The sequence below is a fragment of the Vibrio sp. SSH13-20 genome (genome assembly GCF_040104475.1).
Taxonomy (GTDB): domain Bacteria; phylum Pseudomonadota; class Gammaproteobacteria; order Enterobacterales; family Vibrionaceae; genus Vibrio; species Vibrio harveyi.
In genome coordinates, this window is record NZ_JBECOU010000001.1 from 1,142,682 (window position 1) to 1,167,048 (window position 24,367).

19 protein-coding genes and 1 pseudogene are annotated in these 24,367 nt (G+C 45.4%); 4 read left to right on the forward strand and 16 right to left on the reverse strand.

The window, feature by feature from the left end; all coding sequences use genetic code 11:
- Positions 1-52 precede the first annotated feature (52 nt).
- Positions 53-700, reverse strand: a complete 648-nt coding sequence (locus ABMY42_RS05065) for a glutathione S-transferase family protein (protein WP_050907141.1) — start codon at positions 698-700, stop codon at positions 53-55.
- A 118-nt stretch (positions 701-818) separates the two neighbouring features.
- Here ABMY42_RS05065 and ABMY42_RS05070 point away from each other — a divergent pair, with 118 nt between their 5' ends.
- On the forward strand, positions 819-1,649 hold the full coding sequence (locus ABMY42_RS05070; protein ID WP_017190893.1) for a LysR family transcriptional regulator: 831 nt from the start codon (positions 819-821) through the stop codon (positions 1,647-1,649).
- 9 nt (positions 1,650-1,658) lie between these two features.
- Here the strand turns inward: ABMY42_RS05070 and ABMY42_RS05075 are convergent.
- From ABMY42_RS05075 to ABMY42_RS05100, 6 genes and pseudogenes are all read right to left on the reverse strand, one after another.
- Positions 1,659-2,232 (reverse strand): annotated as a pseudogene (locus ABMY42_RS05075) (protocatechuate 3,4-dioxygenase).
- A 138-nt stretch (positions 2,233-2,370) separates the two neighbouring features.
- The gene (gene artM / locus ABMY42_RS05080) at positions 2,371-3,039 is read right to left on the reverse strand and encodes an arginine ABC transporter permease ArtM (protein WP_009696340.1); all 669 of its coding nucleotides are present in this window, start codon (positions 3,037-3,039) and stop codon (positions 2,371-2,373) included.
- Positions 3,036-3,725: an arginine ABC transporter permease ArtQ gene (artQ, locus tag ABMY42_RS05085; protein ID WP_005388570.1), complete on the reverse strand. Its 690-nt coding sequence runs from the start codon at positions 3,723-3,725 to the stop codon at positions 3,036-3,038. Before artQ ends, artM begins: the two co-directional genes overlap by 4 nt.
- A 1-nt stretch (position 3,726) precedes the next feature.
- Complete coding sequence (locus ABMY42_RS05090) at positions 3,727-4,458, reverse strand: arginine ABC transporter substrate-binding protein (RefSeq protein ID WP_005443853.1); 732 nt, start codon at positions 4,456-4,458, stop codon at positions 3,727-3,729.
- An 88-nt stretch (positions 4,459-4,546) separates the two neighbouring features.
- The gene (artP, locus tag ABMY42_RS05095; protein ID WP_101905864.1) at positions 4,547-5,275 is read right to left on the reverse strand and encodes an arginine ABC transporter ATP-binding protein ArtP; all 729 of its coding nucleotides are present in this window, start codon (positions 5,273-5,275) and stop codon (positions 4,547-4,549) included.
- Between the two features lie 265 nt (positions 5,276-5,540).
- Positions 5,541-7,433: a methyl-accepting chemotaxis protein gene (locus tag ABMY42_RS05100; protein ID WP_005450160.1), complete on the reverse strand. Its 1,893-nt coding sequence runs from the start codon at positions 7,431-7,433 to the stop codon at positions 5,541-5,543.
- Between the two features lie 628 nt (positions 7,434-8,061).
- Between ABMY42_RS05100 and ABMY42_RS05105 the strand changes: the two genes are divergently transcribed.
- Together ABMY42_RS05105 and ABMY42_RS05110 are read left to right on the forward strand one after the other, a co-directional pair.
- Positions 8,062-10,296, forward strand: coding sequence for a hypothetical protein (locus ABMY42_RS05105; protein ID WP_349266082.1), 2,235 nt, complete (start codon positions 8,062-8,064; stop codon positions 10,294-10,296).
- 192 nt (positions 10,297-10,488) lie between these two features.
- Complete coding sequence (locus ABMY42_RS05110; RefSeq protein WP_038897485.1) at positions 10,489-11,286, forward strand: glycine betaine ABC transporter substrate-binding protein; 798 nt, start codon at positions 10,489-10,491, stop codon at positions 11,284-11,286.
- A gap of 58 nt (positions 11,287-11,344) precedes the next feature.
- On the opposite strand, the gene ABMY42_RS05115 is transcribed toward ABMY42_RS05110, so the two are convergent.
- The 7 genes from ABMY42_RS05115 to ABMY42_RS05145 all read right to left on the reverse strand — a co-directional run bounded on the left by ABMY42_RS05115 (position 11,345) and on the right by ABMY42_RS05145 (position 19,442).
- Positions 11,345-11,737: a nuclear transport factor 2 family protein gene (locus tag ABMY42_RS05115; RefSeq protein WP_349266083.1), complete on the reverse strand. Its 393-nt coding sequence runs from the start codon at positions 11,735-11,737 to the stop codon at positions 11,345-11,347.
- Positions 11,738-12,135: 398 nt separating this feature from the next.
- A complete protein-coding gene (locus ABMY42_RS05120; RefSeq protein WP_349266084.1) occupies positions 12,136-12,867 on the reverse strand; it encodes a DUF3726 domain-containing protein in 732 nt (243 codons plus the stop codon).
- The gene (locus ABMY42_RS05125) at positions 12,864-14,603 is read right to left on the reverse strand and encodes a hypothetical protein (RefSeq protein ID WP_349266085.1); all 1,740 of its coding nucleotides are present in this window, start codon (positions 14,601-14,603) and stop codon (positions 12,864-12,866) included. The genes ABMY42_RS05120 and ABMY42_RS05125 overlap by 4 nt, the downstream gene beginning before the upstream one ends.
- 112 nt (positions 14,604-14,715) lie before the next feature.
- Positions 14,716-16,320 (reverse strand): BCCT family transporter, encoded by a 1,605-nt coding sequence (locus ABMY42_RS05130; RefSeq protein ID WP_009696346.1) that lies wholly within the window; start codon positions 16,318-16,320, stop codon positions 14,716-14,718.
- 114 nt (positions 16,321-16,434) lie between these two features.
- A complete protein-coding gene (locus tag ABMY42_RS05135) occupies positions 16,435-17,421 on the reverse strand; it encodes a membrane dipeptidase (RefSeq protein WP_172581009.1) in 987 nt (328 codons plus the stop codon).
- Positions 17,422-17,488: 67 nt separating this feature from the next.
- Positions 17,489-18,949, reverse strand: coding sequence for an aldehyde dehydrogenase family protein (locus ABMY42_RS05140; protein WP_274877142.1), 1,461 nt, complete (start codon positions 18,947-18,949; stop codon positions 17,489-17,491).
- A gap of 94 nt (positions 18,950-19,043) precedes the next feature.
- The gene (locus ABMY42_RS05145; RefSeq protein ID WP_009696349.1) at positions 19,044-19,442 is read right to left on the reverse strand and encodes a RidA family protein; all 399 of its coding nucleotides are present in this window, start codon (positions 19,440-19,442) and stop codon (positions 19,044-19,046) included.
- 155 nt (positions 19,443-19,597) lie between these two features.
- Between ABMY42_RS05145 and ABMY42_RS05150 the strand changes: the two genes are divergently transcribed.
- Positions 19,598-20,488, forward strand: coding sequence for a LysR family transcriptional regulator (locus ABMY42_RS05150; protein WP_005450182.1), 891 nt, complete (start codon positions 19,598-19,600; stop codon positions 20,486-20,488).
- A gap of 98 nt (positions 20,489-20,586) precedes the next feature.
- On the opposite strand, the gene ABMY42_RS05155 is transcribed toward ABMY42_RS05150, so the two are convergent.
- Both ABMY42_RS05155 and ABMY42_RS05160 read right to left on the reverse strand, forming a co-directional pair.
- Entirely contained in the window at positions 20,587-21,780 is a 1,194-nt protein-coding gene (locus tag ABMY42_RS05155) for an acetate/propionate family kinase (RefSeq protein ID WP_009696351.1), read from the reverse strand.
- A 362-nt stretch (positions 21,781-22,142) separates the two neighbouring features.
- Positions 22,143-24,074 carry a DEAD/DEAH box helicase gene (locus tag ABMY42_RS05160; protein WP_009696353.1) on the reverse strand — a complete coding sequence of 644 codons (1,932 nt, stop codon included), beginning with the start codon at positions 24,072-24,074 and terminating at the stop codon, positions 22,143-22,145.
- Positions 24,075-24,367 lie beyond the last annotated feature (293 nt).

Here is a 24,367-nt window from a genome sequence, read left to right on the forward strand (position 1 = left end):
TCTACAGTGGTTACTTAGACGTAGACTAAGCAACCACCGTAGAGGGGTGACTTTAAACCTCTACCCCTGCTTCATCTTCTTCTACGATATCCGTTTCTTGACTCGCCTCTTCCAACCATTGCTTTAGAGATTCACTTGCTAGCACCTTCTGTTGGTAAGCTTTGGCACCTTCCGATAACTCAATGCCATAAGTTTGGAAACGCAATGCCACTGGTGCATACATGGCATCGACGATTGACCATTCTCCAAATAGCCAACCATTCGGATGCAGCTTGGCTTGTTCTGCCCAAATAGCATCAATGCGAGCAATATCTTTACGTGCACCTTCAGTTAAATCGACTTTTCTGCGCGCGCGGATATTCATTGGGAGTTCGTTTCTTAAATCAAAGAAACCCGAATGCATTTCTGAAGCGATGGCGCGTGCTTTAGCCCGTACTGCGGAGTTGCTTGGCCATGCTCTACCTTGCAAGTATTGCTCGTTTACGTATTCCAAAATCGCTAATGAATCCCACACTGTTGCATCGCCATCCATCAAGACCGGTACTTTCGCCGTTGGTGTAATATCTTCCAAGGTCTTATAAAAATCTTCCGTGAATAACTTGAGCTTGGTGACTTCCACATCCAGTTTGAATTGAGAAAAGATCAGCCATGCGCGAAGTGACCAGCTTGAGTAGTTTTGGTTAGCAATAAACAGTTTCATGACGCCTCCATGCGGTTCGTGTTTTGATTACCCATTCACAATATCTGATTGTATTTAAGGGGACTAACGGATAGTTTTGATAGAACACTTCAACAAAAACGATGGATGAGTTTTAGATATGGATATCGATGCGTTGCGCAGCTTTCTTGCTTTTGTAGAAACGGGAAGTTTCACTCGTGCTGCCAAGCAGATCAATCGCACCCAATCAGCGTTTAGTGCACAAATGCGTAAGTTGGAAGACGAGCTCAGTGTCAGCTTATTTGAAAAAGAAGGTCGCAATCTTGTCTTAAGTGAAGCGGGATTGGCACTACGCTCTCATGCAGAGCAACTAGTCAGCTTGCATAATCAAGCGCTGAAACAGGTGAAACGCTATGAAAATAAGCGTCCTCTTCGCTTAGGTTGTCCAGAAGATTACAACGACAATATCCTGCCTAAAGTCATTCGTGTATTACAACAATCTGAACCCACGTGTTCGATTCAAGTCTTCAGTGAGCCCAGCATCACCTTGAGAGAAAAGCTGGATGAAGGAAAGCTAGACGCCGCTATTGTGACTAGAGCACCGGACAGTGAAGAAGGTTATTGGCTAGCAAGCGACAAAGGCGTGTGGATTGCTCACCCTGATTTTAATATCGAGGCCGCCCAACCTCTCCCTCTTGCCCTTTTCCAAACCGACTGCAAATACCATGCGGCAGCGGTAGACGGATTAACCAAACGTGGTATCCCTTATCAACTACTGGCGTGTTGCAATACAGCATCGGCACAAAGAGCGATTGTACGTTCAGGCATGGCTATCGGTGCTATGGGCAGTATTAGCGTTAGCGATGATCTCGAGATCTTAAACGATATGCCATCGCTGCCTTCCGTGGATATCGTTTTAGTCACGGGTGTTGAGCCTCATCCAATACTGGACAAAGAATGCTTGGCGCAATTGGTTGAGTTAATGGCTTAACCGGATTAGCTAGCCAATCACAAAGTTAAATTCGCCTGTTAACCGCCCGTCGATTCGTATAGTTTCAAACTGCAGATAATCACGGGCTTTGCCTCCCCACCATTCATCGCCAGTATTGCCTTTCAAGTACAACTGAGTGGCCAGAAGTTCTTGATTATCTCGCCACAACTTAACGTGAATGTGCGGTGGGCGAGAAGCATAAGGTACAGGGTACAAGGTCTGAAACAAGTAGCGACCATCCGATTGAGTTTCGACTGCGCCAAAGCCAGCAAAGTGAGCATCAAACTTATCGTTATCTGGTTGCTTAGGATGATCGTAAATCCCCTGCCCATCGCATTGCCAGATTTCTACTTTGATGCCTGAGACAGGGTTTCCCCGATGTATCTACTACTCTGCCTTGCAACACGATAGGTTCACCGACCAAGCCTTCTGATTGCAGAATCAAGTTTTGACGAAGAGGAATATCCACTACTGGATAAAATGGTCCTTCTGTTTGCGCTGGCGTCGGTCGCATTGGCGTTTTCGCTTTTAAAGAGGGGGCGAACAACAATGTCCACAGTGCTAAAAAGTGTCTTCTTTCCATGATGCCACCAATCCAATTGGGTTGAATTAAGTTTGGTGGAACTTGAGGAGTTTGCCATGACGAATATAAAAAATGCCCCTGCAAGAGAGCCATTCGCAGAGGCACTGTGGAACTAAATGATGAGTGTTGATTGAAGGATTATGCGGCTTCGAACGCCAATGCTTTCTTCTCTACCTGACGGAAAATGAGAGTTAGCACACCATTTACCGTTAAATAAAATGCGCCTGCAATACCAAATACCGTCAACGTATCGTAGGTTTGTGCGTTAATGCGCTGCGCGTAACCCATCAGATCCATGATCGTAATCGTGCTTGCTAGTGACGTGCCTTTGAAGACCAAAATCACTTCGTTCGAGTAAGCCGGAACAGCACGACGAATAGCGTATGGCAGAAGTACTTTCAGTGTTGCTGTTTTGTTCATGCCTAATGCACGACACGCTTGCCATTGACCGGAAGGAATCGCGTTAAACGCTCCTTTGAACAACTGAGTGCTGTATGCAGCGGTATTGAGTGCTAGTGCTAGCATCGCACAGAACCAAGGTTGGCTTAACCATGTCCAGAATACGCTTTCTCTTACGACATCAAACTGACCTGGACCGTAATACACCAAGAAGATCTGCACCAACAAAGGTGTACCAGTAAACAAGGTGATGATGCCACGACTTAACCAATGCAAACCCGGAGTACGTAAGATCAGAGTCAGCGTCATCATCAAAGCTAAGAGACAGCCCACCACCAAAGAAGCGGCGGTCAATTGAAGGCTAGTGCCTAAGCCATCCAGCATTTGCCAAACGTGTTGTTCGTTCATGCGGTAGCCTCCTGTCCCATACTCATGCCTTGAATTGAGAACTTCTTATCAATCAGTTTTACGGCACGTTGCGTAATCAAAGTAATGCCTAAGTAAATCGCCGCAGCAGTTGCGTACCATGTAAACGCTTCATGCGTCGCTGCAGATGTTAGCTGCGCTTGCTTCAATAAATCCGTTACGCCAATCAGTGATACAAGCGCGGTATCTTTCAGCAAAACCAACCATTGGTTAGTTAAACCTGGTAGCGCGTGTCTTACCGCTTGTGGCAAAACAATGCGAACAAAAGCGTGTGCTTGACTGATGCCGAGTGCACTTGCTGCCTCTCTTTGCCCTCTTCCAACGGCTTTCAATGCGCCACGTAGAGTTTGAGAAGCATAAGAGGCGAAGATTAATGACAACGCCACCACGCCGGACAAGAACGGGCTAACCTCTATAAAGTCTCCGGTGATTAAAAACAGAACCTGCGTCGAACCAAAATAGATGAACAACACGACAAGGATTTCTGGCAAGCCACGTACAATCGTCACAAACGCCGTCATTGGCCATTTAACGAAAACACGGCGAGACATTTCACCACTGGCGAATACCACTGCCAGAATCAAACCGACTAAAAGGCTTGTGAAGGCTAGCTGGACAGTCATCCAACTAGCTTGAACAAGCGATAAAGAGTAACCCGTTAGTGCCATATTACTTACCGAAGTACTTGTTGTAGATTACGTCGTATTCGCCGTTTGCTTTCACTGTTTTCAGTGCCGTGTTCAGCTTGTTCACTAGCTCGTCGTTACCTTTGTTTACTGCGATACCGAAACCGTTACCGAAGTATTTAGGGTTAGTGACGTGCTCACCCACATACGCTAGGTTGTCTTCTTTCTTGAACCATTCTGCTACGACTGCTGTGTCACCGAATACAGAATCAATACGGCCATTTTTCATATCGATGAACGCGTCTTGGTAGCTTGAGTAAGGAACCGCGGTTACGCCCGGCATTTGCTCAATCAGGTAACTTTGGTGTGTTGAACCGTTTTGAACACCAACACGCTTACCTTCTAGTGCTTTTTGATCAGCCACTTTTTCTTTGATAGAAACAAACGCTGCTGAGTTGTCGTAGTAAGGGTCAGAAAAGTTCACTTGCTCCAAACGTGCATCAGTAATATCCATTGCAGAGATAGCCGCATCATAACGCTTGAATTTTAATGCAGGGATCAGGCTGTCAAAAGACTGGTTGTGGAAGGTACATTTTGCTTCCATTTCTTTACATAGTGCGTTCGCAAGATCCACATCAAAACCTTGGATTTGGTTGTTTTCATCCATGTATTCGAACGGTGCGTAAGTCGCTTCCATCGCAAATTTGATCTCTTCTTGTGCTGCTGCGTTCGCTGAGACAAGGCCGATTAGTGAAGCTAGTAGAATCTTTTTCATTGCAATACTCCGTGTGTACTTAGTGGGCTGACACTCGCAATGACAGCCGAGCTTATCTGTTAAATAGACTGAACTTTAAAAACGTAATTTAGTGATTTAGGTAATCGGCAAACTGAGTGGTTTGCGGATTAACAAATGCGTCGTGCGTACCGTGCTCTACGATGTGCCCTTTTTCTAGGTATAGAACATGGCTAGCGATTTTCTTGGCGAAATCCACCTCATGGGTCACAACAACTTGTGTAATTCCCGTTTCGCTTAAATCATTAATAATCTTGACCACTTGATTCGTAATTTCAGGGTCAAGCGCTGCGGTAGGCTCATCAAAAAGTAATACTTCTGGTTTCATCATCAGCGCACGGGCTATCGCCACACGTTGTTGCTGACCACCAGAAAGTTGCATCGGCCATGCATCCGCTTTGTCTGCCAAATGCAGCGTTGCGAGAATTTGCATTGCCTGCTTCTTCGCTTGTTCTTTATCCATGCCAGAGACTTTTACCGGAGCCTCAATCAGGTTCTCCATCACTGTCATGTGTGGCCATAGATTGTACTGTTGGAAAACCATGCCCACTTTACGACGAAGCGCTAAACCTTGTTTCTCTTTGATTTCAGTTGAAAAGTCGAATGCGTCATCAGCGATGTTTAATTGCCCATTATCCGCGCCTTCAAGAAGGTTAAGAACACGTAGTAGAGAGCTCTTCCCTGCACCACTTGGACCGAGTAACACCAGCGTTTCACCGCTTTCACAATTAAAACTGACATCGTGTAAAACTTGGGTATCGCCGTAAGATTTATTGATACTTTTAACTTGAATACTCATGCTGCCATACTGCATTAATTGTCATCTGGGAGTTATACTAGCAAGAAAGAGATTTTATGCAATAAAAATGTATAAAAATTTAGATTGTTAATTTTTTGTATAATAAACAACCAACATAGCAGAGTATATGACTGGTGCAATGAGTTTAGGTTTTAACGAGATTTGTTGAAAAACCTAATGGAAAGGAAGTCAATGAAAGGCAATAAAAAGAGAGGCATGCGCCTCTCTTTCGTTGGTGTTAAGTCTTAAACTTGAACGATATAACTTAGTTCAACTTAAACATGCTGACACTATCACGAAGCTTATTCGACATCGCAATCAAGGCTTCTGATGTATCCACATTGTCTTGAACATCTACCGTCGTATCACGTGCAAGATCATTCACGTTAATCACGCTTTCGTTGATCTCATGCGCCACCTGAGATTGCTCTTCAGCCGCAGTGGCAATTTGGTGGTTCATATCTTGGATTCGCTGGATTTCATGGCGAATCTGGTCTAGAGATAACGTCGCCTCTTCTGCCTTATCAAGCGTGCGTTTTGCACTGTCCGAGTTGTCTTGCATCAGCAATACCGACTTGTTCGCTTGCTCTTGCAGAACTTCAATCATCGATTGGATCTCATTGGTGCTTTGTTGCGTTTTCGTCGCAAGAGAGCGAACTTCATCCGCTACTACAGCAAAACCGCGACCATGCTCACCAGCACGTGCAGCTTCAATAGCAGCATTCAGTGCAAGCAGGTTCGTTTGATCAGCAATACCACGAATCACATCCAGAATACCGCCGACATTTTCCGTTTCAGTATGAACGTTACGTATCACCTGTTGGACCTGGTTGATGTCGTTTACAAGCGTCGTAATATCAGAGTTCATTTGAGCAACAACCGTCAAACCTTGCTCTGAGCTGTTATTTGCATCGCTTGATGAGCTTGATGCCTCAACCGCACTTTGGGCAACCTCAGCCACCGTTGCTGTCATCTCGTTCATTGCTGTTGCAACTTGCTCCAGTTGCATCATTTGAGATTTAGATGAGCCATCCACTTTGATAGATGAACGCTCCAGCTTGCTCGACGCTTCAATAAGCTCTTCCGAAGACAAATTGATGTCGGTGATCATAGTCTTCAACTTATCTGCCATTAACAATGTTGAACGATACACACCAATGTCACTGCCTTTTGCAGCTGGAATATCAGTCAGATCACCATTCGCAATCTTGTCGACTAGACGTTCAATCTCTTTCGGCTCGCCACCAATTGGGTTGTACAACAACTTTTGAATTAACAATGACGCACCTAGCGTGCCAATAATAATGAACACAAGACCAGAAACTAAGTTGGTGATCACTGCTTCACGAGACGTCGCTTTAATGTCTTCCCAGCTCGCGAAAGCCCAAACGGTCCAACCAAGCGCTTTCGAACGTTCAGATACAACGTAAAACTCACCACGGTCTGGAACCGTGTAAGAGTGTGAGCTAGATGCATCACTCGCGTACTGCTTGTATGAAGGTCGTAACTCAAACAAATCTTCGCCGACAAGCTGCTCTTCATACGCCGCCATCAAGTAACCATCTTCACGAGCAACAAAAACATTGCTGTCTTCCGCCAACCCATTAATGAAGCGAGTCAAATCGTTCATCAGCAGACTCAAACCAACAATCGCCACGACCTCACCGTTTCGTTTTACCGGAATAACGAGAGAAATAGACATCTGTCCCGTGCTCGCTTTAAACGGCTTAGTTACGACTTGGTCCTGCCCAGACATCGCCTTTACATACCACTCCCTTTGCAGCTTTTTAGCATTAAAAGTTGGATGCAGACCTTTTGAATCTGAATCGTAAAGAGTTCCGTCAGGAAGCGCGATAAAGTAGTTGGAAACCCCTAGGCTCTTTGTACCTTGAACCAACATCTCCACCATACGGTTATCAATAGATGCAGTTTGGTTGTTGACTTCAATGGCAGACGCTGTCGCTTCTAAGCTCGTAAAGTAAGTTTGGATCTTTTGTTCAACAGCTGACGTTATTAAATGTGTACTGGTAGAAAGGTTAGTTTGGTAAGAGTTTGTGGAAGAAGAGTTAATTTGGTTGTAACTCAACACTGAAATAATAGTTACGATCGTAATTATTAAAATACCTATTGATGCTAAAAGTTTATTCTTTGCATTCATGCGACATTTATCCAAAAGGGTCAAATGTTTACTTATTGTAAACAAGCGATTAAATAAAATACTTATATTTTTTCTATCTGACTTTTATAAGTGTATATAGACAAAAAAAGTTAGTTTCATATGCACTTTCAATATAAGAAAGTGGCAATGAACTGAATAAACAAAAGGCGGCTAGCCGTGTGAGGACTATCTAGCACAACTTCGGATTTATACGCTCTATATGCCAAAACTGAAAGAACCCCAGCGAGGCGAACTATATTGCCACTCTATTTTACCTTTATGAGTTTATTTTGATAATCATTTTGATGAATAACTCAACAAAGATCACTTTTAAAATATAAAATCTGATGCTTATTTTAGCTCTTCATGAAATACCATCGTAAATACGTAAATTTTCATTTTGAAAAGAACTAGAAATATCGAAACTTTTATTCTTCAAGTTTCATTTTTGAGACAGTAAATATTAATTTTATAAATTACTGAATAGCGACAACTATTGATTCGATATAAGAGTGATAAACCAAAAGACACACTCACCCTTCCTTGAATTGGTCATACCTATCGCTAATACTTCTTCTTAATTTGATTCGCAATTTGAGTAATCAACATTTTTGATTGGGACAACTCAATGATGAAGCCAATGCATTTTATGCTCTCAGCTTTGGGCGCTCTGAGCTTACTTTCTGCGCCTATGACATGGGCAGCGACAGCAATCATTCTACCAGGGTTACATGAACAAGGCGTTGATATGCAAGATACCCCAATCTCAGCCGCTGCTGCGATTGAATGGGAGCTAGAGAATGCCGATGTTGTTTTTGGAACGTATCCAAACAAAGCCGATAACGAGCGCGTCAAAGCCATTGGCTACATGTACAACCAAAAACTTGAACTCAATACAGGATGGGTAGAAAACGATATTCGCAACGAGGCAGAGCTGAATGGGATTGATTACGAGGATTACTTTCTCCATTTTGCCGAAGACACCATCATCGCCGAGGTAGACGAAACTCATGGCGAAAATACCCTGCTTAATCGAAAACCGATGATCGTTGGCTATACCGCTAGCGCCGACCACGCCGGTTTTTGGCTATATCAATCACCGCCATGGGACGCTGACGTATTCGGTCAAGCTCATAATGGCGGGGCGCTCTATGTTTATCACTCAGAAAAGTTCGACCGCTTAGCTTTTAAGTTCACCCAATTCGCTCAAGGCGGCAGCTTCACCATTGAATACCCTTCTTCTGTCGATTCGTTCGGTCAGGTAACGGAATGGACAAGCTTCGATATTAAGAGAGACAAAACCGAGAGCATGACCAAAAACCAGACTGTAAACTGGTCTGTTCCTTCAGATTGGGTTCGTGCCACAACGCACGATGGCAGTGGACAAACCTATGGCGGCGGTCAGTACTTTGGTTCGACCTTCTTGCGAGATGGTGGTCGCTTGTATGTCGCGAGAGTGACTTGGCATGATGACAATATTGAGAATCGCCCTCACCTAAAAGAAGTGAAGCTCAAAAACAGTTTTCCAACCGTTAAGTTGACGAATGCACCAACGGCAACACCAGACGGAAAAACGATTCAACGTTGGCGTAAAATTCGTGGCTTTGATAAATCTGCGGATCTTAACCATGACAATTATCTCTCTTGGAATGAATATAAAAACCGCTCAAACAAAAATGCGACCGCTCGTTTCCGTTGGGAATCTCGAGTCATTCCATTTGGGCGAATGTGGAACCAAACCTCCTCGTGGGCATTAACCAATCTCGACAATCCCAACTTTGCCAACGCAGTTCACCACTATTACCAAGCAGAATGGGCGAAACAAGGCTTAAACGGTGCATACAATGACGATACAAACAAACTGCTTGGTGCAAATCAGTTCTACATCTATTCCGGTGGTATGGTAGATGAACTTGGTTTGGTTGCAGGAAGCCAAGCCGCTGATGATGCGTACAAAGCTCAGTTTTCGGCATTTTTAAACAAACTGGCAACGCTGGATCCGGATGCGCTAATTGGTCTCAACATAGGCACGGCAAACTTATATGGTCGCAATGGACAGAGTCACTTAGTTAAAGCAGGTTCTCTGTACTTACGGGAGCACTATCTATTCCCTTCTACTGGCTTTAGTGGCTATGCAGGCTTGGCTAAATTCTGGGATAACGCCGCTCTCGCCAAAGCTGGTCAGAAAGTGATTTACCAAGCAACAACACGTTATGGTCGAGTTCAGTACTTCGGTAACACTGAAGACAATTGGAAGCAGGATCAATACTCTGCATTAGCAGCGTTTTACTTAAATCACCACTCGGGATACAGCTATTTTAATCAATGGAACAGCGGTTATCTGTACGGCAGCAACAACACCACTGTCGACAACTTCTGGAAAGCCGGAGTACCCAAAAACATCGCTTATCAACCAACTACATTACTTGCCGTTGATCTGGGCGAACCAGTAAATCAAATCCCAGAAGGCTATACAGCAATACCTTTGATGATGTCCACCAGCACTCCTTCAGCCGCTGATTACACCGTGGTTGGTGACTCTTCCATGAATGAAGTGGTGCACGCAGATCTGCCCGATGGTCTTGCTCACGTCCTACCGACATATACCTATTTTGCCTTTCGCTCAGAGGAGTCCGTAGTTTCTGATGGTCCCATTGAGATGGTGTTAGCAAGAGAATTTAGCAAAGGGCGCGTGTTATATCGCACAGATTTTTTTGGCAAAAGCGCGGACTATTTTACTGCGCCCAAAATCACCATCACGCTAGACAAACCAATGCGACCTGTCGACGAGGATGGCAATGTTGGAGGCTATGTTTCCGACATTCATATTGGTGGATACGAAGGACTGTTCTTACTGTATTGATCCGCGACTTAAGCCCCCTTTCCCGCAACCTTGCTCAACATCCTTCATGTAATTATCGCACTTGATTATCAAATCATTTTTGACAGTGACTCAAAGCGTTCGCTATTTATCCCTTCCTATCTTGAGCCTACTATCACTTCGAAAACACAGTGCACGACTCAACTTCGCACGAATAAAAATAAGGAATTCAGTATGACTCAAACTAACACGTCAAAAGCTATAAAACTCGGTGTCACTAACCTCTCATTTCATCGTGTCACTGCTTCTCTTGTCAGCCATATACTCAATGATATGGGTTTTGAGGTCGAGCGTATTTATTCACCCCATGAAGAGAACTTCTCAAAGCTCAAATCTGGTGAAATCGACATGCTTTCTTCGGCTTGGTTACCATCAAGTCACGGCATTTACAAAGCATCGGTAGAAGAAGTACAACCCCTACTGGAGCTCGGCTTACACTACGAACCTTACGCACTTTGGGGTGTACCAGATTACGTTCCAGAAGCACTCGTATCAGAAGTGAGCGACCTGACTAAACCTGAAGTTGTAGCGAAAATGAAATCCGATATTCAAGGCATCAACCCTGGTGCAGGCATTACGCGCTTTTCGATCAAGATGATGGACGAATACGCACTAACCCAAGCAGGCTACCATTTCCACACAGGGACGGAAGAAGATTGCTTTACTGCATTTGAGAAGGCGGTAGAGAACAAACAATGGGTTATCGTGCCGCTTTGGAAGCCTCAATTTCTTCACTATAAGTACGCAATTCGAGAAATCGCAGAACCAAAAGGTTTGCTGGGTATTGTCGATAAAGCGGTATTGCTATTGCGCCAAGACAAATCAGATAAATTTACTCAAGATGAGTTGAATAGATTGGACACGCTCCGTTTCTCAAACGATATCATTGCGGAATTGGATTACAAAATCTGTCGTGAAGGACGAGATTTAGACACGGTGACACGTGAGTGGTTGGATAACCAAGCGCAATAGACTTAATTACAATCTCAGTGCCTTGCCGTGCTTAACGCGTATGGCAAGGCTCGGTGCGCTAGTACATGGTATTCCCGTTTGCTGTCTCTTTCGGTATTTCCTGCAACGCATCCCAATGCTCGACAATCTTACCGTTTAGATCAAAGCGGAAGAAATCCATCGTTACATATTCCACATCATAAGGCCACGTCTGATGAGTATGCAGTGCCACCAAATTCCCCTCTGCAACTGCGCGAACAAACGTAATATCTTTGTTGGGATACTCTTCCTGCATTCGCTCGAAATAAGCGATAAATGGCTCGGTACCGTTACCCACTAACGGATTGTGCTGAATGTATTCATCCCCCACGTACAGCTCGACCGCTTTTCTCGGTTCTCCTCGATACGCCATCTCATAGAAAGCTATGGCATTGCGCTTATTCTCTTCTATATCGATTTGCATGGTGCTCATTTGATTCTCCTTCGTCATGCAAACAACCTGTCATTAGCGTAGTTGAGAATCATAATCCTGCTTTATATACCCAAGTGACTTCAAGATGCAGGATTCAGAGCGTTGTCATTGATTCGAGAGTAAGGAAAACAACGCAGTGTAATAGCTAGCTCTTTCCAAGTTGTTTGACGCAGCAATCGGGTCAATGACACGCTCCCAAAGGGCGAGCTGCCTTGGCTTGTATACTTTGTTGCCGATTCTTGATTTAGAATGACTAGATCTTTAAATCGCCGCCGCGTCTACAAACCAAATCAGTCTCGCTGAACCTAGCATATCGAGGTTACTTGGGTATATTAAACGAAAAGAGGCAGCATTCAGCTACCTCTCTTTCTATTCCCAATGATGCCGTTTTGGTTGCGCTACACTAACTCGCCCGCGCCTTGTACCGAGCGTTCACTGTTCTCAACAAGGAAGACTGTGGCAGTTTGTTTAAGAGCTTCCCATTCTGCGTCTTCAACAAAGATACCCTCTTCCCACGACGTTTTCTGCGCACGATTCAGTTCATCTCCATCAATATGAATTGCGTAACCTTGTGAACTTGCTTCGATATCAAAATCCGTTACGGCAAGCTCTATCGTCATACTGTGATAATCGGTACTGTTGTCTTCAATCTGATCAGAAAAGAATACCTCTGGTGCAATCCGCCCACGGTTTAACACATACAAGGTTCGCTTTGGGCTAGTGCCATTAACCCACTGAGCACGGCACGCAATGCCTTTGGCAGAGAGCCTAACTAGCTCACTAAATGCTAGCCAACGATTGTGGCATTGTTTCAGTGTGATCGTAACGCTCTTGCTGCTGACCATTTTCTCAAGCGCAAAATCCAACACCGCAGGTAAATGACAGGCAATACTGCCATTTTGTAGCTCGACTTCGATATGAGAGTCGGTGTTACTCGTCATGTTAACCGCACAATCTGAATCTAAGTTGAGAAACAGGCTGGCGTTGTTGAAGTGACGCACGCCGTGCAAACCCACCATTTGCAGATCCGCAACCATATTGGCAATCACATCGGCTTCACCGCAATGACGGCGCATACCAAGAAAAGCTTTGTTTACTGCTGCTACCAGCTCGTTATGCGAAACGATCATAATGCAAAACCTCCAGTAATTTTTTGATTGTCGCTTTGCGCGATTTCTTCACGCTCTGGCATGGTTGGGAAAATCCACGTATCGCTGAAACGCGGGTCCTGAATCTCATCAAGCAATGGTGCGCCTTGGAAAAAGGTCACGCGCACCCATCGGTCTGAACGCGGATCAAACTTAGTCGCACCAAAGATTGCTAACTTACAGCGTAGTAGATGCATCGGTAGTGCGTCTTCACGTAGTACATTCATCTGGATATCGCCCATTTCTCGATTGCCGAGCGTCCATACACGACGAGTAATTGCACGATACTGCGGATGTTGCAGTAAGAACTCCGCCAACGATGTTTCTGGCTGGCACGTTTGCAGCGCATGGTAGAGGCGGTTTACTTGTCGCCCTATATCGAGTGGCAACTCACGTTCTTCACCGATTTCTTCCCCACGAATGCCTAGTCTCGGTTCTTCTTTGTCTTGTGAGCGATACCAGAACCAATAGTTGTTCTCTGGTAACGTGTAGTCGGCATCGATTGACCAACGGTATTTGCTCTCTAGTATTTGCGAAACATCTTGAACGCTTTTTCCACCAGGAATAGAGAGGGACTCATCGGTGTTCATTTGGTTTTCAAATTCATCAACCAAAGACGGGTAAAGCTCGATCAAACATGAAGTTAAAATTTCTTGGGCTTCCAAACTCATGGTTGTGGTTTGTTTGATCAAGCTTGCCCAATTCGAGTGCTCTGCCATCAAAGCATTTAAGTTAATTTGTAGCGCTTGGAGATCCGCAATCGCTTGATGATTAAGCTGATCTTGATGTTCATTGATTGTTATCACTTGCTCTAAGTGTCGCTGTGCTTTTTTAAGCAGGGCTTTTAACGGCAGCTCTAACTCGGTAGATTCACATGGCATGGCAAGCACATTGGCAATAGCACGCTCACGTGATGTCATCCACTGGTCAACAATACATGGATGGTTGATTAAATATGGCGCCATACCCAAGCCAGTTGCGTTCCCTACACCTAGATAGCGCTGCAGACCTTTGTGAAGTGCAACAGCATTATTTCCGCCTTTTTTCGCAGCAAGGTAATGAACCCAATCTAAACTGAATTCACGCAGCATATAAACGGCACACATTTGTGCACTGAACGATTGGTTGAAGTCAGGGTTGTTCTCCAGCAGTTTAAAATCGGCAATACCAAATTTACCGTTCCCATAAACGGCGGTGGTTCTTAGGATGTAACCCACTTCTGCCAGTTCCGAAGGCTCTGGCTGCTCACCTTTAGAAAGCGCATTCACAATGTGTTCAAACACACGAACACTCTTATTCGCACGAGCAAGAACAAGCACATTGTTTGGATTGCGCCCCGCTTCTTGCAAAGGCACATTGGCTCGAAGTTGCTCTAACAACTCAACATTAACGTCACCTTTGACCAGCGCAAAGGTTACGTCCCATTTTTCAGCAATGACTCGGTCGTTACGCTCTTCATCAGCAATTTCATCGCAAAAAACAACCAAGTGATAAATGTGTTCCGGCGTCGCTAATTTGTAAATTACATGACCAAAACCGCGTGGACACAATTGCCACTCATGCTTGCTCACTCGCCATTCCTGACTCGCCATTTTTCGGATCAAACTTCGCACAAAGCTGATTCGATTTTGGTGCATAGCCCCTAGCCTGTCTGGCGCCATCACAATTGCAGCGTTGCGAAGTGTTGTTTCAGTGTAAGTAGAACGATGTGCATCCATTTTGCTCACCACCTATTTTTTATTGTAAGAATAAGGGCTTGTGCGGGTGTGGGGAGGATTCACCCACACAAGCGCCACGTTATTGGGTTTGATCTTTTTGTTATAACCGTTGTTATAGCCCTTGCTCTTTCGCCATCTTCATAGCGATCTGCGGTGCATTCCAAAGTGACGGTAACAGAATTAATGACACTGGAACGGCTGTAATCACGATGAAGGATTGCAGGGCTGATATACCACCAGAGCCAAGTGAGATGAGAATCAACGCCGTGATACCCATAGCCACGCCCCAGAAAGTACGAATAATCGCATTTGGTTCTGTCTCACCACTGATCACAACACTGATGGTGTACGTCATTGAGTCACCAGTAGTAACGATGAAGATCGTGGTCAAAATCAAGAACAAGATTGAAACAAGTAGCGGCATTGGCAGTTGTTGAGTCACTGCGAGTAGCGCGCCCGGTAAATTGAAGCCTTCAAATGCTGCACTCACACTGCCTGGGTTCGCAATTTCAAACGCTAAGCCAGAGCCACCAACAATGGTGAACCAAAAACACGTAGTAAGCGGAGCAACAATGCTGATCGTCGAGATAATTTGACGAATACTGCGACCACGAGAGATACGTGCAATGAAGATCGCCATCATCGGTCCGTAGCCCAAGAACCAGCCCCAGAAGAATACTGTCCACCAGCTCAACCAACCTTCATCACCACGGTAAGTTGCCATTGGGATAAAGTTATCCAGCATGGTACCCACGCCTTGAATATAGCCATTAAAGATAAAATCTGTTGGACCAAATAGAAGGATATAAACCATCAACACCAACGCGAGAATCACGTTGTATCGGCTCAGCATTTGCATGCCGCGGTTTAAGCCACTTAAAGCTGATACGGTGTACAACACAATCGCAAATAAGATGATGATCAACTGTGTGGTAAAGCCATCAGGGATATCAAACAATGCATTTAACGCGTAGCTAACCTGTAAACCTAGGAACCCAATCGGTCCAATGGTTCCAGCCGCTACGGCGATGATGCAACATGCGTCAATCAGCGCACCCGTTTGACCTTTTAGCGCTCGCTCACCCAGCACTGGATAAAGCAAGATACGAGGTTTTAACGGCAGTCCTTTATCGTAGTGTAAATGCATGACCACGATAGACGTTAAGCTGCCAACAATAGCCCACGCGAGAAAACCCCAGTGCATAAACGACTGTGACAACGCATTAATGGCACCTTGCTGAGGATTGTCTTGCGGACCATACAAAGGTGGAGGACTCACGTAGTGCGCGATAGGCTCTGCCGCCGCCCAAAATACGCCGCCGCCAGCTAAAAGCGTACAGAAGATGATTGCCATCCAACGAAAACCATCCATTTCAGGCTTCGTTGTTCCGCCTAAAATCACCTTGCCTGTTCGCCCTGCAGCCAAGCCAAGACCAATAAGAAAAGTGAGAAGAAGCAGTATCTGCCAGTACGGGCCGAAGACTTTTACTGACCACGCAAATCCCGTATTAACTAACGTTGATAGCAACTCTCCATCGTAAAGCGCGATAGCTACGAACAAGGCAATAAAGCCACCGCTATACCAAAGTGCCGGGTTACTTAACCCTAACTTATCCGGTGAATTTTCCGTTGCTGAAGTGTCGTTGTGTTTTGCTTGTTGCTTCTTTGATGACACGCTCATCGTTGAAGCTTTCATGCTATTGGTTAGATCAGACATACTCTGACTCCAGAGGTTTATTGCAGCTGCCATAACGGCTACAAAAAGTGACTTTAACACTCGCCTTGTTATTATTTTTTGAGCGAGCTATTCCATGTTTATTTGGGTTACGACCTAGCTCGCCTCCAGCCCTTCTTTAAGGAAGTTAAACCAGTTCTCACCCAGGATTTTTCCTGCCTCGGATTCACTGAATCCATGACACATTAAGCCGTTGTAAATGTTCTCCATCCCTTTACTGCCACTAAACCAAGGCAAAGCATCAGGCCACCCCGCATTACTAGCGGAGCCTTCACCATAGTCCATTGCTTTGGACCAACGACCGTTGCGCATCCACTCAAGCACTTGTTGTGGTTGGTTTAAACAAAGATCACTGCCGATGCCTAAGTGATCCACACCGAACTGATCGGCAGTTTTCGCGACCATTTGGCAGAAATCTTCTAGCGTGCATTGGCTTCCGTTTGGAAGATGGAATGGGTAAAGACTAAAGCCAATCAAGCCGCCACGCTCGGTGAGCGCTTTAATGACGTTGTTCGATTTGTTGCGCAGAGCATCATGAGCAAACGTTGGGTTCGCGTGACTAATACAAATGGGACGTGAAGAAAGGTCAATCGCTTCCAACGTTGAGCGCTCTGCACTGTGGGACATATCGATGATCATCCCGACACGGTTCATCTCTTCGATGGCTTGTTTACCAAAACGCGTGACACCAGAGTCGTTCTGCTCATAGCATCCTGTCGCCAGCAAGCTTTGGTTGTTATAGGTCAACTGCATAATCAGCAAACCTTGACGGCGCATGACTTCTATTAAGCCGATTTCATCGTCAATTGGAGAGCAATTCTGCGCACCAAAAAAGACACCAACCTTACCCTCTGCCTTTGCTTTCTCGACGTCAGCCATCGAGTAAATAGGCATAATCAGGTCTGCATTTTGTTCGAATCTCAGGTTCCATTCGGCAAAGCGAGTTAAGGTCTCGCGTGCATTCTCATGATAAACAATCGTCGCATGCACAGCCGTAATACCGCTCGCCTTCAGCGTTTGGAAGTATTCTCGATCCCAATTGCAGTACTGCAATCCATCAATCACAATCCGTTGTTGGTACATAACCACTCCTTAAACGTTAATAAGCCTTTAAGGTTGGGCAGCGGAATGCTCGGCTGCCCTATTTCACTTAGTAAGGACGTTGATAAGCGGTTTTCACCACGGTGTAGAATTCTTTTGCGTATTGACCTTGCTCGCGTGGACCAAAGCTCGACTCTTTACGACCACCAAACGGCACGTGATAATCCGTTCCTGCGGTTGGTAGGTTGACCATGACACAACCAGTTTGAGCTTGTTGTTTGAAGATGGCGCTATTACGGAGGCTTTGCGTGATGATGCCGCCCGTCAACCCAAAGCGAGTATCGTTTGCTACAGCAATGGCTTCGTCCAAGTCAGAAACTCGAATCACGCTTGCCATTGGCGCAAACACTTCTTCTTGGTTCACTTCCCAACTGTTTTGCGTATTGAGGAAAAGAGTTGGCGACATGTAGAAACCGTCATGCTCTAAGTTCAAGCGCTCGCCACCGAACGCTAACTCGGCACCGCTTTGACGTGCTTTCTCAATCCATTCGAAGTTCGCATTCAATTGGTTTCCATCAACAACAGGTCCCATGAAAACGCCGTCTTCTAAAGCGTGACCGACTTTAAGTTCACTCATACGTTTGATCAGTGCTTCCACGTAGGCATCGTGAATACCATCCATGACGACAAGGCGAGAAGACGCGGTACACTTCTGACCTGCTCCAGAGAAAGAGCCTGCAATGGTTGCTTCAACGGCAATTTGAATGTCTGCATCATCGGCTACCACAAGTGCGTTCTTACTGCCCATTTCTAACTGACAGCGCACAAAATTCGGTGCCGTTGCTGCCGCTACTTTACGTCCGGTATCCACAGAGCCAGTAAAGCTCACACCATTTACATCTTTCGAGTTGATAAGCGTGTTACCCACTTGCGAGCCGCTGCCCAACACAAGGTTGAACGTGCCTGCTGGTAAGCCTTGACGATGGATAATCTCAGTCAGTGCAACCGCACTAGCAGGTGTTAGGTTAGCGGGCTTCCATACTACGCTGTTGCCGAACGCAAGCGCTGGCGCGATTTTCCATGCAGCCGTAGCGGTTGGGAAGTTCCAAGGAGAAATGATGGCGATAACGCCGACGGCTTCACGAGTGACCTCAACGGAAACGCCTGGACGGACAGAAGCTGCGTTATCGCCAATTTGACGCAGCACTTCCGCCGCGAAATATTGGAAGAATTGACCAGCACGGTAGATTTCACCGCGACCTTCAGCAAAAGGCTTGCCTTCTTCACGTGAAAGCAGCGTACCAAGCTCATCACAACGAGCAATCAGCTCATCACCAATCGCCTGCAAAACCGCTTGTTTGCGCTCAATCGGCGTTTTTTCCCACTCTGGCTGCGCAACTTTCGCGGCTTGAATGGCTTGTTCTACTTGACCTTCACTCGCTTGAGCAAAATCGCCTAAACTCTCACTGATGTCTGAAGGGTTAATGTTCGCAACCGTATTAATACCAGATTGCCATTCGCCTGCAATGTAGAGAGATTTCTCTGCTTGAACATTATTGATAAAAGTCATTGCTCTGTCCTTATTCTTCCTGACGTCTGGTGATCGCCACCAGCTCACTGATCTCACTGACAAAGCCCGGTGATGAGGCTTTGATTATTATTCTTTACTCTGGTTGACTCGCTGATGCGTACACCACAAACTCCACCAGCATCTCTTCACGCGCTAGTCCTGCCACAACCATAGCGGCACGATTAGGGTAAGGTGCGTCAAAATACTCAGCGTAGACTTGGTTAACCGTTTTTAAGTACTCACGATCCGTCACATAAATCAGCACTTGCAGAACAGAATCTAAAGACTCCCCTGCACACTCCAGCGTGTGAACGAGATTATTAAAGGTTTGACGAGTTTGCGCTTCGATACCGCCTTCCACGACAGCACCAGTATCATCAATCGGGATTTGCGCGGTGTATAAAGTACCATTGTTGACGATTGCCCATTCAAGCGGCGCTTTAGAGGCAAACAATGCAGTTTTGACTGGGTATTTTTTCGTAGAAGTATTCACGTGCCCTTCAACCTTTGTAACAACCTTGTTTCAAGATAGTTAAATACTGCACATTGACAGGCGATAAATCGAACGGTAAATTTTTTACATTTGATAAGAAAAATCTATCACCTTATTAAAACTAAGGTAAATAAAGGGATTGCAGAGGTTTCGCCGTGAGTATCAAGCTTCAACAATTAAAGCATTTTGTGATGGTGGTCGAGGAAGGTGGCTTTCGAGCCGCTTCACATAGAGCAAATCGCTCTCAAGCAGCACTGTCGACATCCATAAAAGAACTAGAAAAGATACTTGGTCAGAGCCTATTTGAATCTGGAAATAAATCCAAACTCACACCTTTCGGCGAGATCTGCCTGCCTAAGATCATTCAGTTTCTCAACATCTATAACGCACTGGATAATGACTTGAAAGCCGCCGCCGCAGGGCAGCAAGGGCGGGTACGCATCGCCAGCGTTCCCTCTGTTGCTGCCAAGCTGATTCCCAGTGTGCTCGGCGCATTCTGTGAACGATACCCGAATGTAGAAGTCAGCCTAATTGATGATAACGCCGCTGGCGTCGAAGCGCGTTTGTTATCAGGCGAAGTGGATTTAGCGTTGGGTAACCCATCACACTTGGACGAAGGCGGTATCGAGTTTACCCCGTTAATCTCTGACCCCATTGGTGTGGTGTGTTTGAAGGATAACCCTATCGCTCAGCATCCGGAAGGTATTGAGTGGCAAACGCTGTTAGAGCAACCTTTTATTCGCAACGGAACTTGCACCCTACTCGATCCCACTCCTGCGCGCGCGTTAAGTGAACAAGCTTTGTATTCTGTTGAAAACATCACCTCTTTGTTCTCAGTCCTTGAGCTCGGTATTGGTGTCACCACCTTGCCAAAGTTAGCGTTCCCAACCAATGAAACTCGATTAGTTTGGATTCCGCTTATTGATCCACCTTTGAAAAGGCAGGTGGGAATCTTTACCTTAACGGACCGAACAATATCGCCTCAAGCTAAAGCTTTCCATGAGCTGTGCATTCAATACTTAAACTACCAAGGGAATGAGGAGTAACAGTATCGATAAAATCGTTACTCGCCTCTCTCCAAGACGAAAAAAAGCCCTTTCCAACCGGAAAGGGCTTTGACTTAGTTCCCAAAATTTTTGCCGTTTTACAGCAGTTCCACCGACTGTTGAGCGATAACCCACTCTTCATTGGTAGGAATAACTAGCGCTTTCGCACCAAGTAATTCAGATGTAGCAACAACACCTGCGTTACCAAATCGTGCATCTTCATTACCTTTCACATCTTCAACAAAACCTAGAAGTTTTAGGTTGTTTAGGATTTCGCGACGAATTGGCATAGAGTTTTCGCCAATACCGCCAGTGAAGATGATGCCGTCGAATGAATCAAGAGCAGCAAGGTAAGACGCGATGTATTTAGACACACGGTATGTGAATACTTGGAATGCTAGAGCAGCGCCTTCGTGACCTTCTTCCATCGCTTCCAAAATACCGCGTGCATCGCTTGTTAGACCAGAAACACCTAAGAAGCCAGAAGCTTTGTTCAATGAGTTGAACACTTTCTCTTGAGACCAACCTTTCTTCAGTAGGTACTCAATGATGCCTGGGTCAAGGTCACCACAACGTGTACCCATCATTAGACCAGACAGTGGCGTGAAGCCCATAGACGTATCTACAGATTCGCCGTTGTTGATTGCACAAACAGAAGCACCGTTCCCAAGGTGAACAGAGATGAAGCTCGATTCTTCAACCGGCTTGTTAATCATCTTCGCAGCTTCGCGACTTACAAAGTAGTGGCTAGTGCCGTGGAAGCCGTAACGACGGATGCCGAAGTCTGAGTAAAGCTCTTTCGCGATTGCACCAGTGTAAGCTTTTGCAGGCATTGTTTGGTGGAAAGCAGTATCAAACACAGCAAACTGAGGTAGCTCAGGGAATGCCGCCATTGAAGCACGCATACCAATCGCATGAGCAAGGTTATGTAGAGGAGCCAAATCACTTAGCGCTTCTACGTCTGCAATAACAGACTCATCTAAACGGACTGTTTTGGTAAACTTCTCACCGCCGTGAACCACTCGGTGACCAACAGCAACAACATCTTCAATTAATTTGTACTCTTTTACTAACTCAACTAGTTTTGCTACTGCAAGTTGATGGTGATTCTCATCGCCTTGAATAGCGTACTCAAATTTCTCACCGTTGAATTTCCAGCTCATACGAGCGTCTGATAGACCAAAGCATTCGCCCAGACCACTTAGCACAGCATCGCCAGATTGAGAGTCGATTACTGCAAATTTTAGTGATGAGCTACCAGAGTTGATCACCAGTACAAACGAATTAGACATGAAATAGTTTCCTGTTGTGGAGCAGAGGTTGTAATTGCGCTTCCGCGCTGCGTACTTCTTGTTTGTGCCTTCTATTATTCAATAATTTTTTAATCTTTCAACTATCTTTTAGAGTTAGTTGTTCGTTTGCGTAAATTTTATTGATCTACCGCAAGTTTAAAATTTATTTGAACCATGAAATATATCGACTCATTCAACTAAAGTGGAACCAGACACTTAAAAACGTCAATAAATGAAGAATAAAGCAAAAATATTACGAATTTTTTTGAATGAATTGGGCATGGATGAGCAGGGACAAAAAAGCCGAGCTAACTGCTCGGCTTTCAAATTCAACTATTTTTTAATGCAATAGTGTGCAGATATTATGCTTCTTGTGAGCGACGACCACGACCGTGACCACGTTCACCACGGTGTGCACCACGGTGGTCACCACCACGGTTACGATCGAAACGACGTTCGCCACCTTCACGGTTACCATCGCGGTTGCCGTCACGGTTACCACGGAAGCCACCTTCGCGACGACCGCCTTCACGACGACCACCTTCGCGGTTGCCATCACGGTTGCCACGGTAACCGCCGCCATCACGACGACCGCCATCGCGACGACCACCGTCACGGCGACCACCACGAGACTCACGGAAGTCATCGAAGTCACATACTACAGCACCAACATCTTGTTGACGGATACGTAGCTTGCTTAGCTTGTTCGCAGCATCTGAAGTCATTGCTTTAGGTAGCTGAACGAATGTGTGACCTTGTGCTAGCTTGATTGCACCGATAGAGCCTTTACCTAGACCTAGTTCGTTTGCAAGAGCACCAACGATGTCTTTAACTTGAACGCCTTGCTCGCGACCAACTTGAAGCTGGTAAGTATCCCAGTCTTGGTTGTTGAAGTTGCGACCACCGTCACGACCACCTTCACGGCGCTCTTTACGACGTTGCTTGTCACGCTCAATCGCTTCAATCATTGGGTCTTCGCCAATGTAGAATAGCGGGCGTTTACCTTGCTGACGCTTAAGAAGCATTGCAGCAAGCATTGTTGGGTCGATTTCTAGAGAAGTTTGTAGCTTCTCAACAAGCTCTGCGAACTTGTCTAGAGCTTTGTGCTCTTTCTCTGCTTCCAGTTCAGCTGCTAGCTTGTTTAGACGAGCTTCTGCAACTTGGTCACGTAGAGGAAGTTGGATTTCTTCCATAGATGACTTAGTTACGCGCTCGATAGTGCGAAGCATACGGATTTGGTTAGTGCGAACTAGAAGGATCGCTTTACCTTTACGTCCAGCACGACCAGTACGACCGATACGGTGGATGTAAGACTCAACATCGAATGGGATGTCGTAGTTAAATACGTGAGTAATACGTGGAACATCAAGACCACGTGCAACAACGTCAGTTGCAACTAGGATATCGATAACACCTTGTTTGATGTGATCAACAGTACGTTCACGTAGAGACTGAGGAATGTCACCGTGTAGTGCAGCAGCTTTAAAGCCACGTGCAGATAGCCAATCAGCTAGACGCTCAGTGTCTTGACGAGTACGTACGAATACGATTGACGCGTCAGTTTCTTCAGTTTCAAGAAGACGAGACATAGCTTCATCTTTCTCTACACCCTTCACTACCCAGAACTGTTGTTGAACTTTGTCTACAGTGTGGTTTTTACCAGCAACGTCGATAGTTACAGGATCACGTAGGAAACGCTCAACAATGTTTTTAAGCATTGGAGGCATAGTTGCAGAGAAAAGAACGCGCTGTGCAGATTCTGGAGCGTGCTCCATGATTGCAGTTACGTCGTCCACGAAACCCATGTTTAGCATTTCGTCCGCTTCATCAAGTACGAAAGTGCTAACTTCGTCTAGATGCAGACGTTCACGGTTGATAAGGTCTTGTACACGACCAGGAGTACCAACTACTACGTGTGCACCGTTTTTAAGTGCACGCATTTGATCTACGATAGATGCACCACCGTAGATTTCTAAAACTTTAAGACCCTTGATGTTTTTACCAAGGTTCTTCATCTCAGCCGCAACCTGAATCGCTAGCTCACGTGTTGGAGCAAGTACGATTGCTTGTGGTTTACGTTGGTCAAGATCAAGCTTGTTTAGAAGAGGCAGAGAGAATGCTGCCGTTTTACCTGTACCCGTCTGTGCTTTACCCAGCGCGTCAGCACCTTCCAACAGGTGTGGGATTGCCGCAGCCTGAATTGGAGTTGGTGACACGAAACCCATTCCGTCTAGAGCAGAAAGGATAGAATCATTCAGAGATAAATCGCTGAATTGAATAACAGAATCTTGCATTGGGATCCTACTTAATTAAACAAAAAAACAGTCCCATATGCTCTTCCAATTCGATACTGATCCATCCAATTACTAAATCCGTTCAGACAGGAGCTAGTACAGTACACAACCGCGATAAGCCATTAGGGACGACTAAGGGAGGCGGATTATTCCTTAAATGCATAAAAAAAGCTAGAAAAAATTGAATTACATCACAATTTATTCTCACTAATGGTATTATTCGCATAAATTTCCACCTCTCCCCCCATTCTCCGGAGAGAAAAGCACCAACAAGCTGTTCAATTCATCAATAA

Coding starts and splice junctions, on each gene's coding strand:
- ABMY42_RS05065 (WP_050907141.1), bottom strand. CDS start 700: ATGAAACTGTTTATTGCTAACCAAAACTACTCAAGCTGGTCACTTCGC.
- ABMY42_RS05070 (WP_017190893.1), top strand. CDS start 819: ATGGATATCGATGCGTTGCGCAGCTTTCTTGCTTTTGTAGAAACGGGA.
- artM (WP_009696340.1), bottom strand. CDS start 3,039: ATGAACGAACAACACGTTTGGCAAATGCTGGATGGCTTAGGCACTAGC.
- artQ (WP_005388570.1), bottom strand. CDS start 3,725: ATGGCACTAACGGGTTACTCTTTATCGCTTGTTCAAGCTAGTTGGATG.
- ABMY42_RS05090 (WP_005443853.1), bottom strand. CDS start 4,458: ATGAAAAAGATTCTACTAGCTTCACTAATCGGCCTTGTCTCAGCGAAC.
- artP (WP_101905864.1), bottom strand. CDS start 5,275: ATGAGTATTCAAGTTAAAAGTATCAATAAATCTTACGGCGATACCCAA.
- ABMY42_RS05100 (WP_005450160.1), bottom strand. CDS start 7,433: ATGAATGCAAAGAATAAACTTTTAGCATCAATAGGTATTTTAATAATT.
- ABMY42_RS05105 (WP_349266082.1), top strand. CDS start 8,062: ATGATGAAGCCAATGCATTTTATGCTCTCAGCTTTGGGCGCTCTGAGC.
- ABMY42_RS05110 (WP_038897485.1), top strand. CDS start 10,489: ATGACTCAAACTAACACGTCAAAAGCTATAAAACTCGGTGTCACTAAC.
- ABMY42_RS05115 (WP_349266083.1), bottom strand. CDS start 11,737: ATGAGCACCATGCAAATCGATATAGAAGAGAATAAGCGCAATGCCATA.
- ABMY42_RS05120 (WP_349266084.1), bottom strand. CDS start 12,867: ATGATCGTTTCGCATAACGAGCTGGTAGCAGCAGTAAACAAAGCTTTT.
- ABMY42_RS05125 (WP_349266085.1), bottom strand. CDS start 14,603: ATGGATGCACATCGTTCTACTTACACTGAAACAACACTTCGCAACGCT.
- ABMY42_RS05130 (WP_009696346.1), bottom strand. CDS start 16,320: ATGTCTGATCTAACCAATAGCATGAAAGCTTCAACGATGAGCGTGTCA.
- ABMY42_RS05135 (WP_172581009.1), bottom strand. CDS start 17,421: ATGTACCAACAACGGATTGTGATTGATGGATTGCAGTACTGCAATTGG.
- ABMY42_RS05140 (WP_274877142.1), bottom strand. CDS start 18,949: ATGACTTTTATCAATAATGTTCAAGCAGAGAAATCTCTCTACATTGCA.
- ABMY42_RS05155 (WP_009696351.1), bottom strand. CDS start 21,780: ATGTCTAATTCGTTTGTACTGGTGATCAACTCTGGTAGCTCATCACTA.
- ABMY42_RS05160 (WP_009696353.1), bottom strand. CDS start 24,074: ATGCAAGATTCTGTTATTCAATTCAGCGATTTATCTCTGAATGATTCT.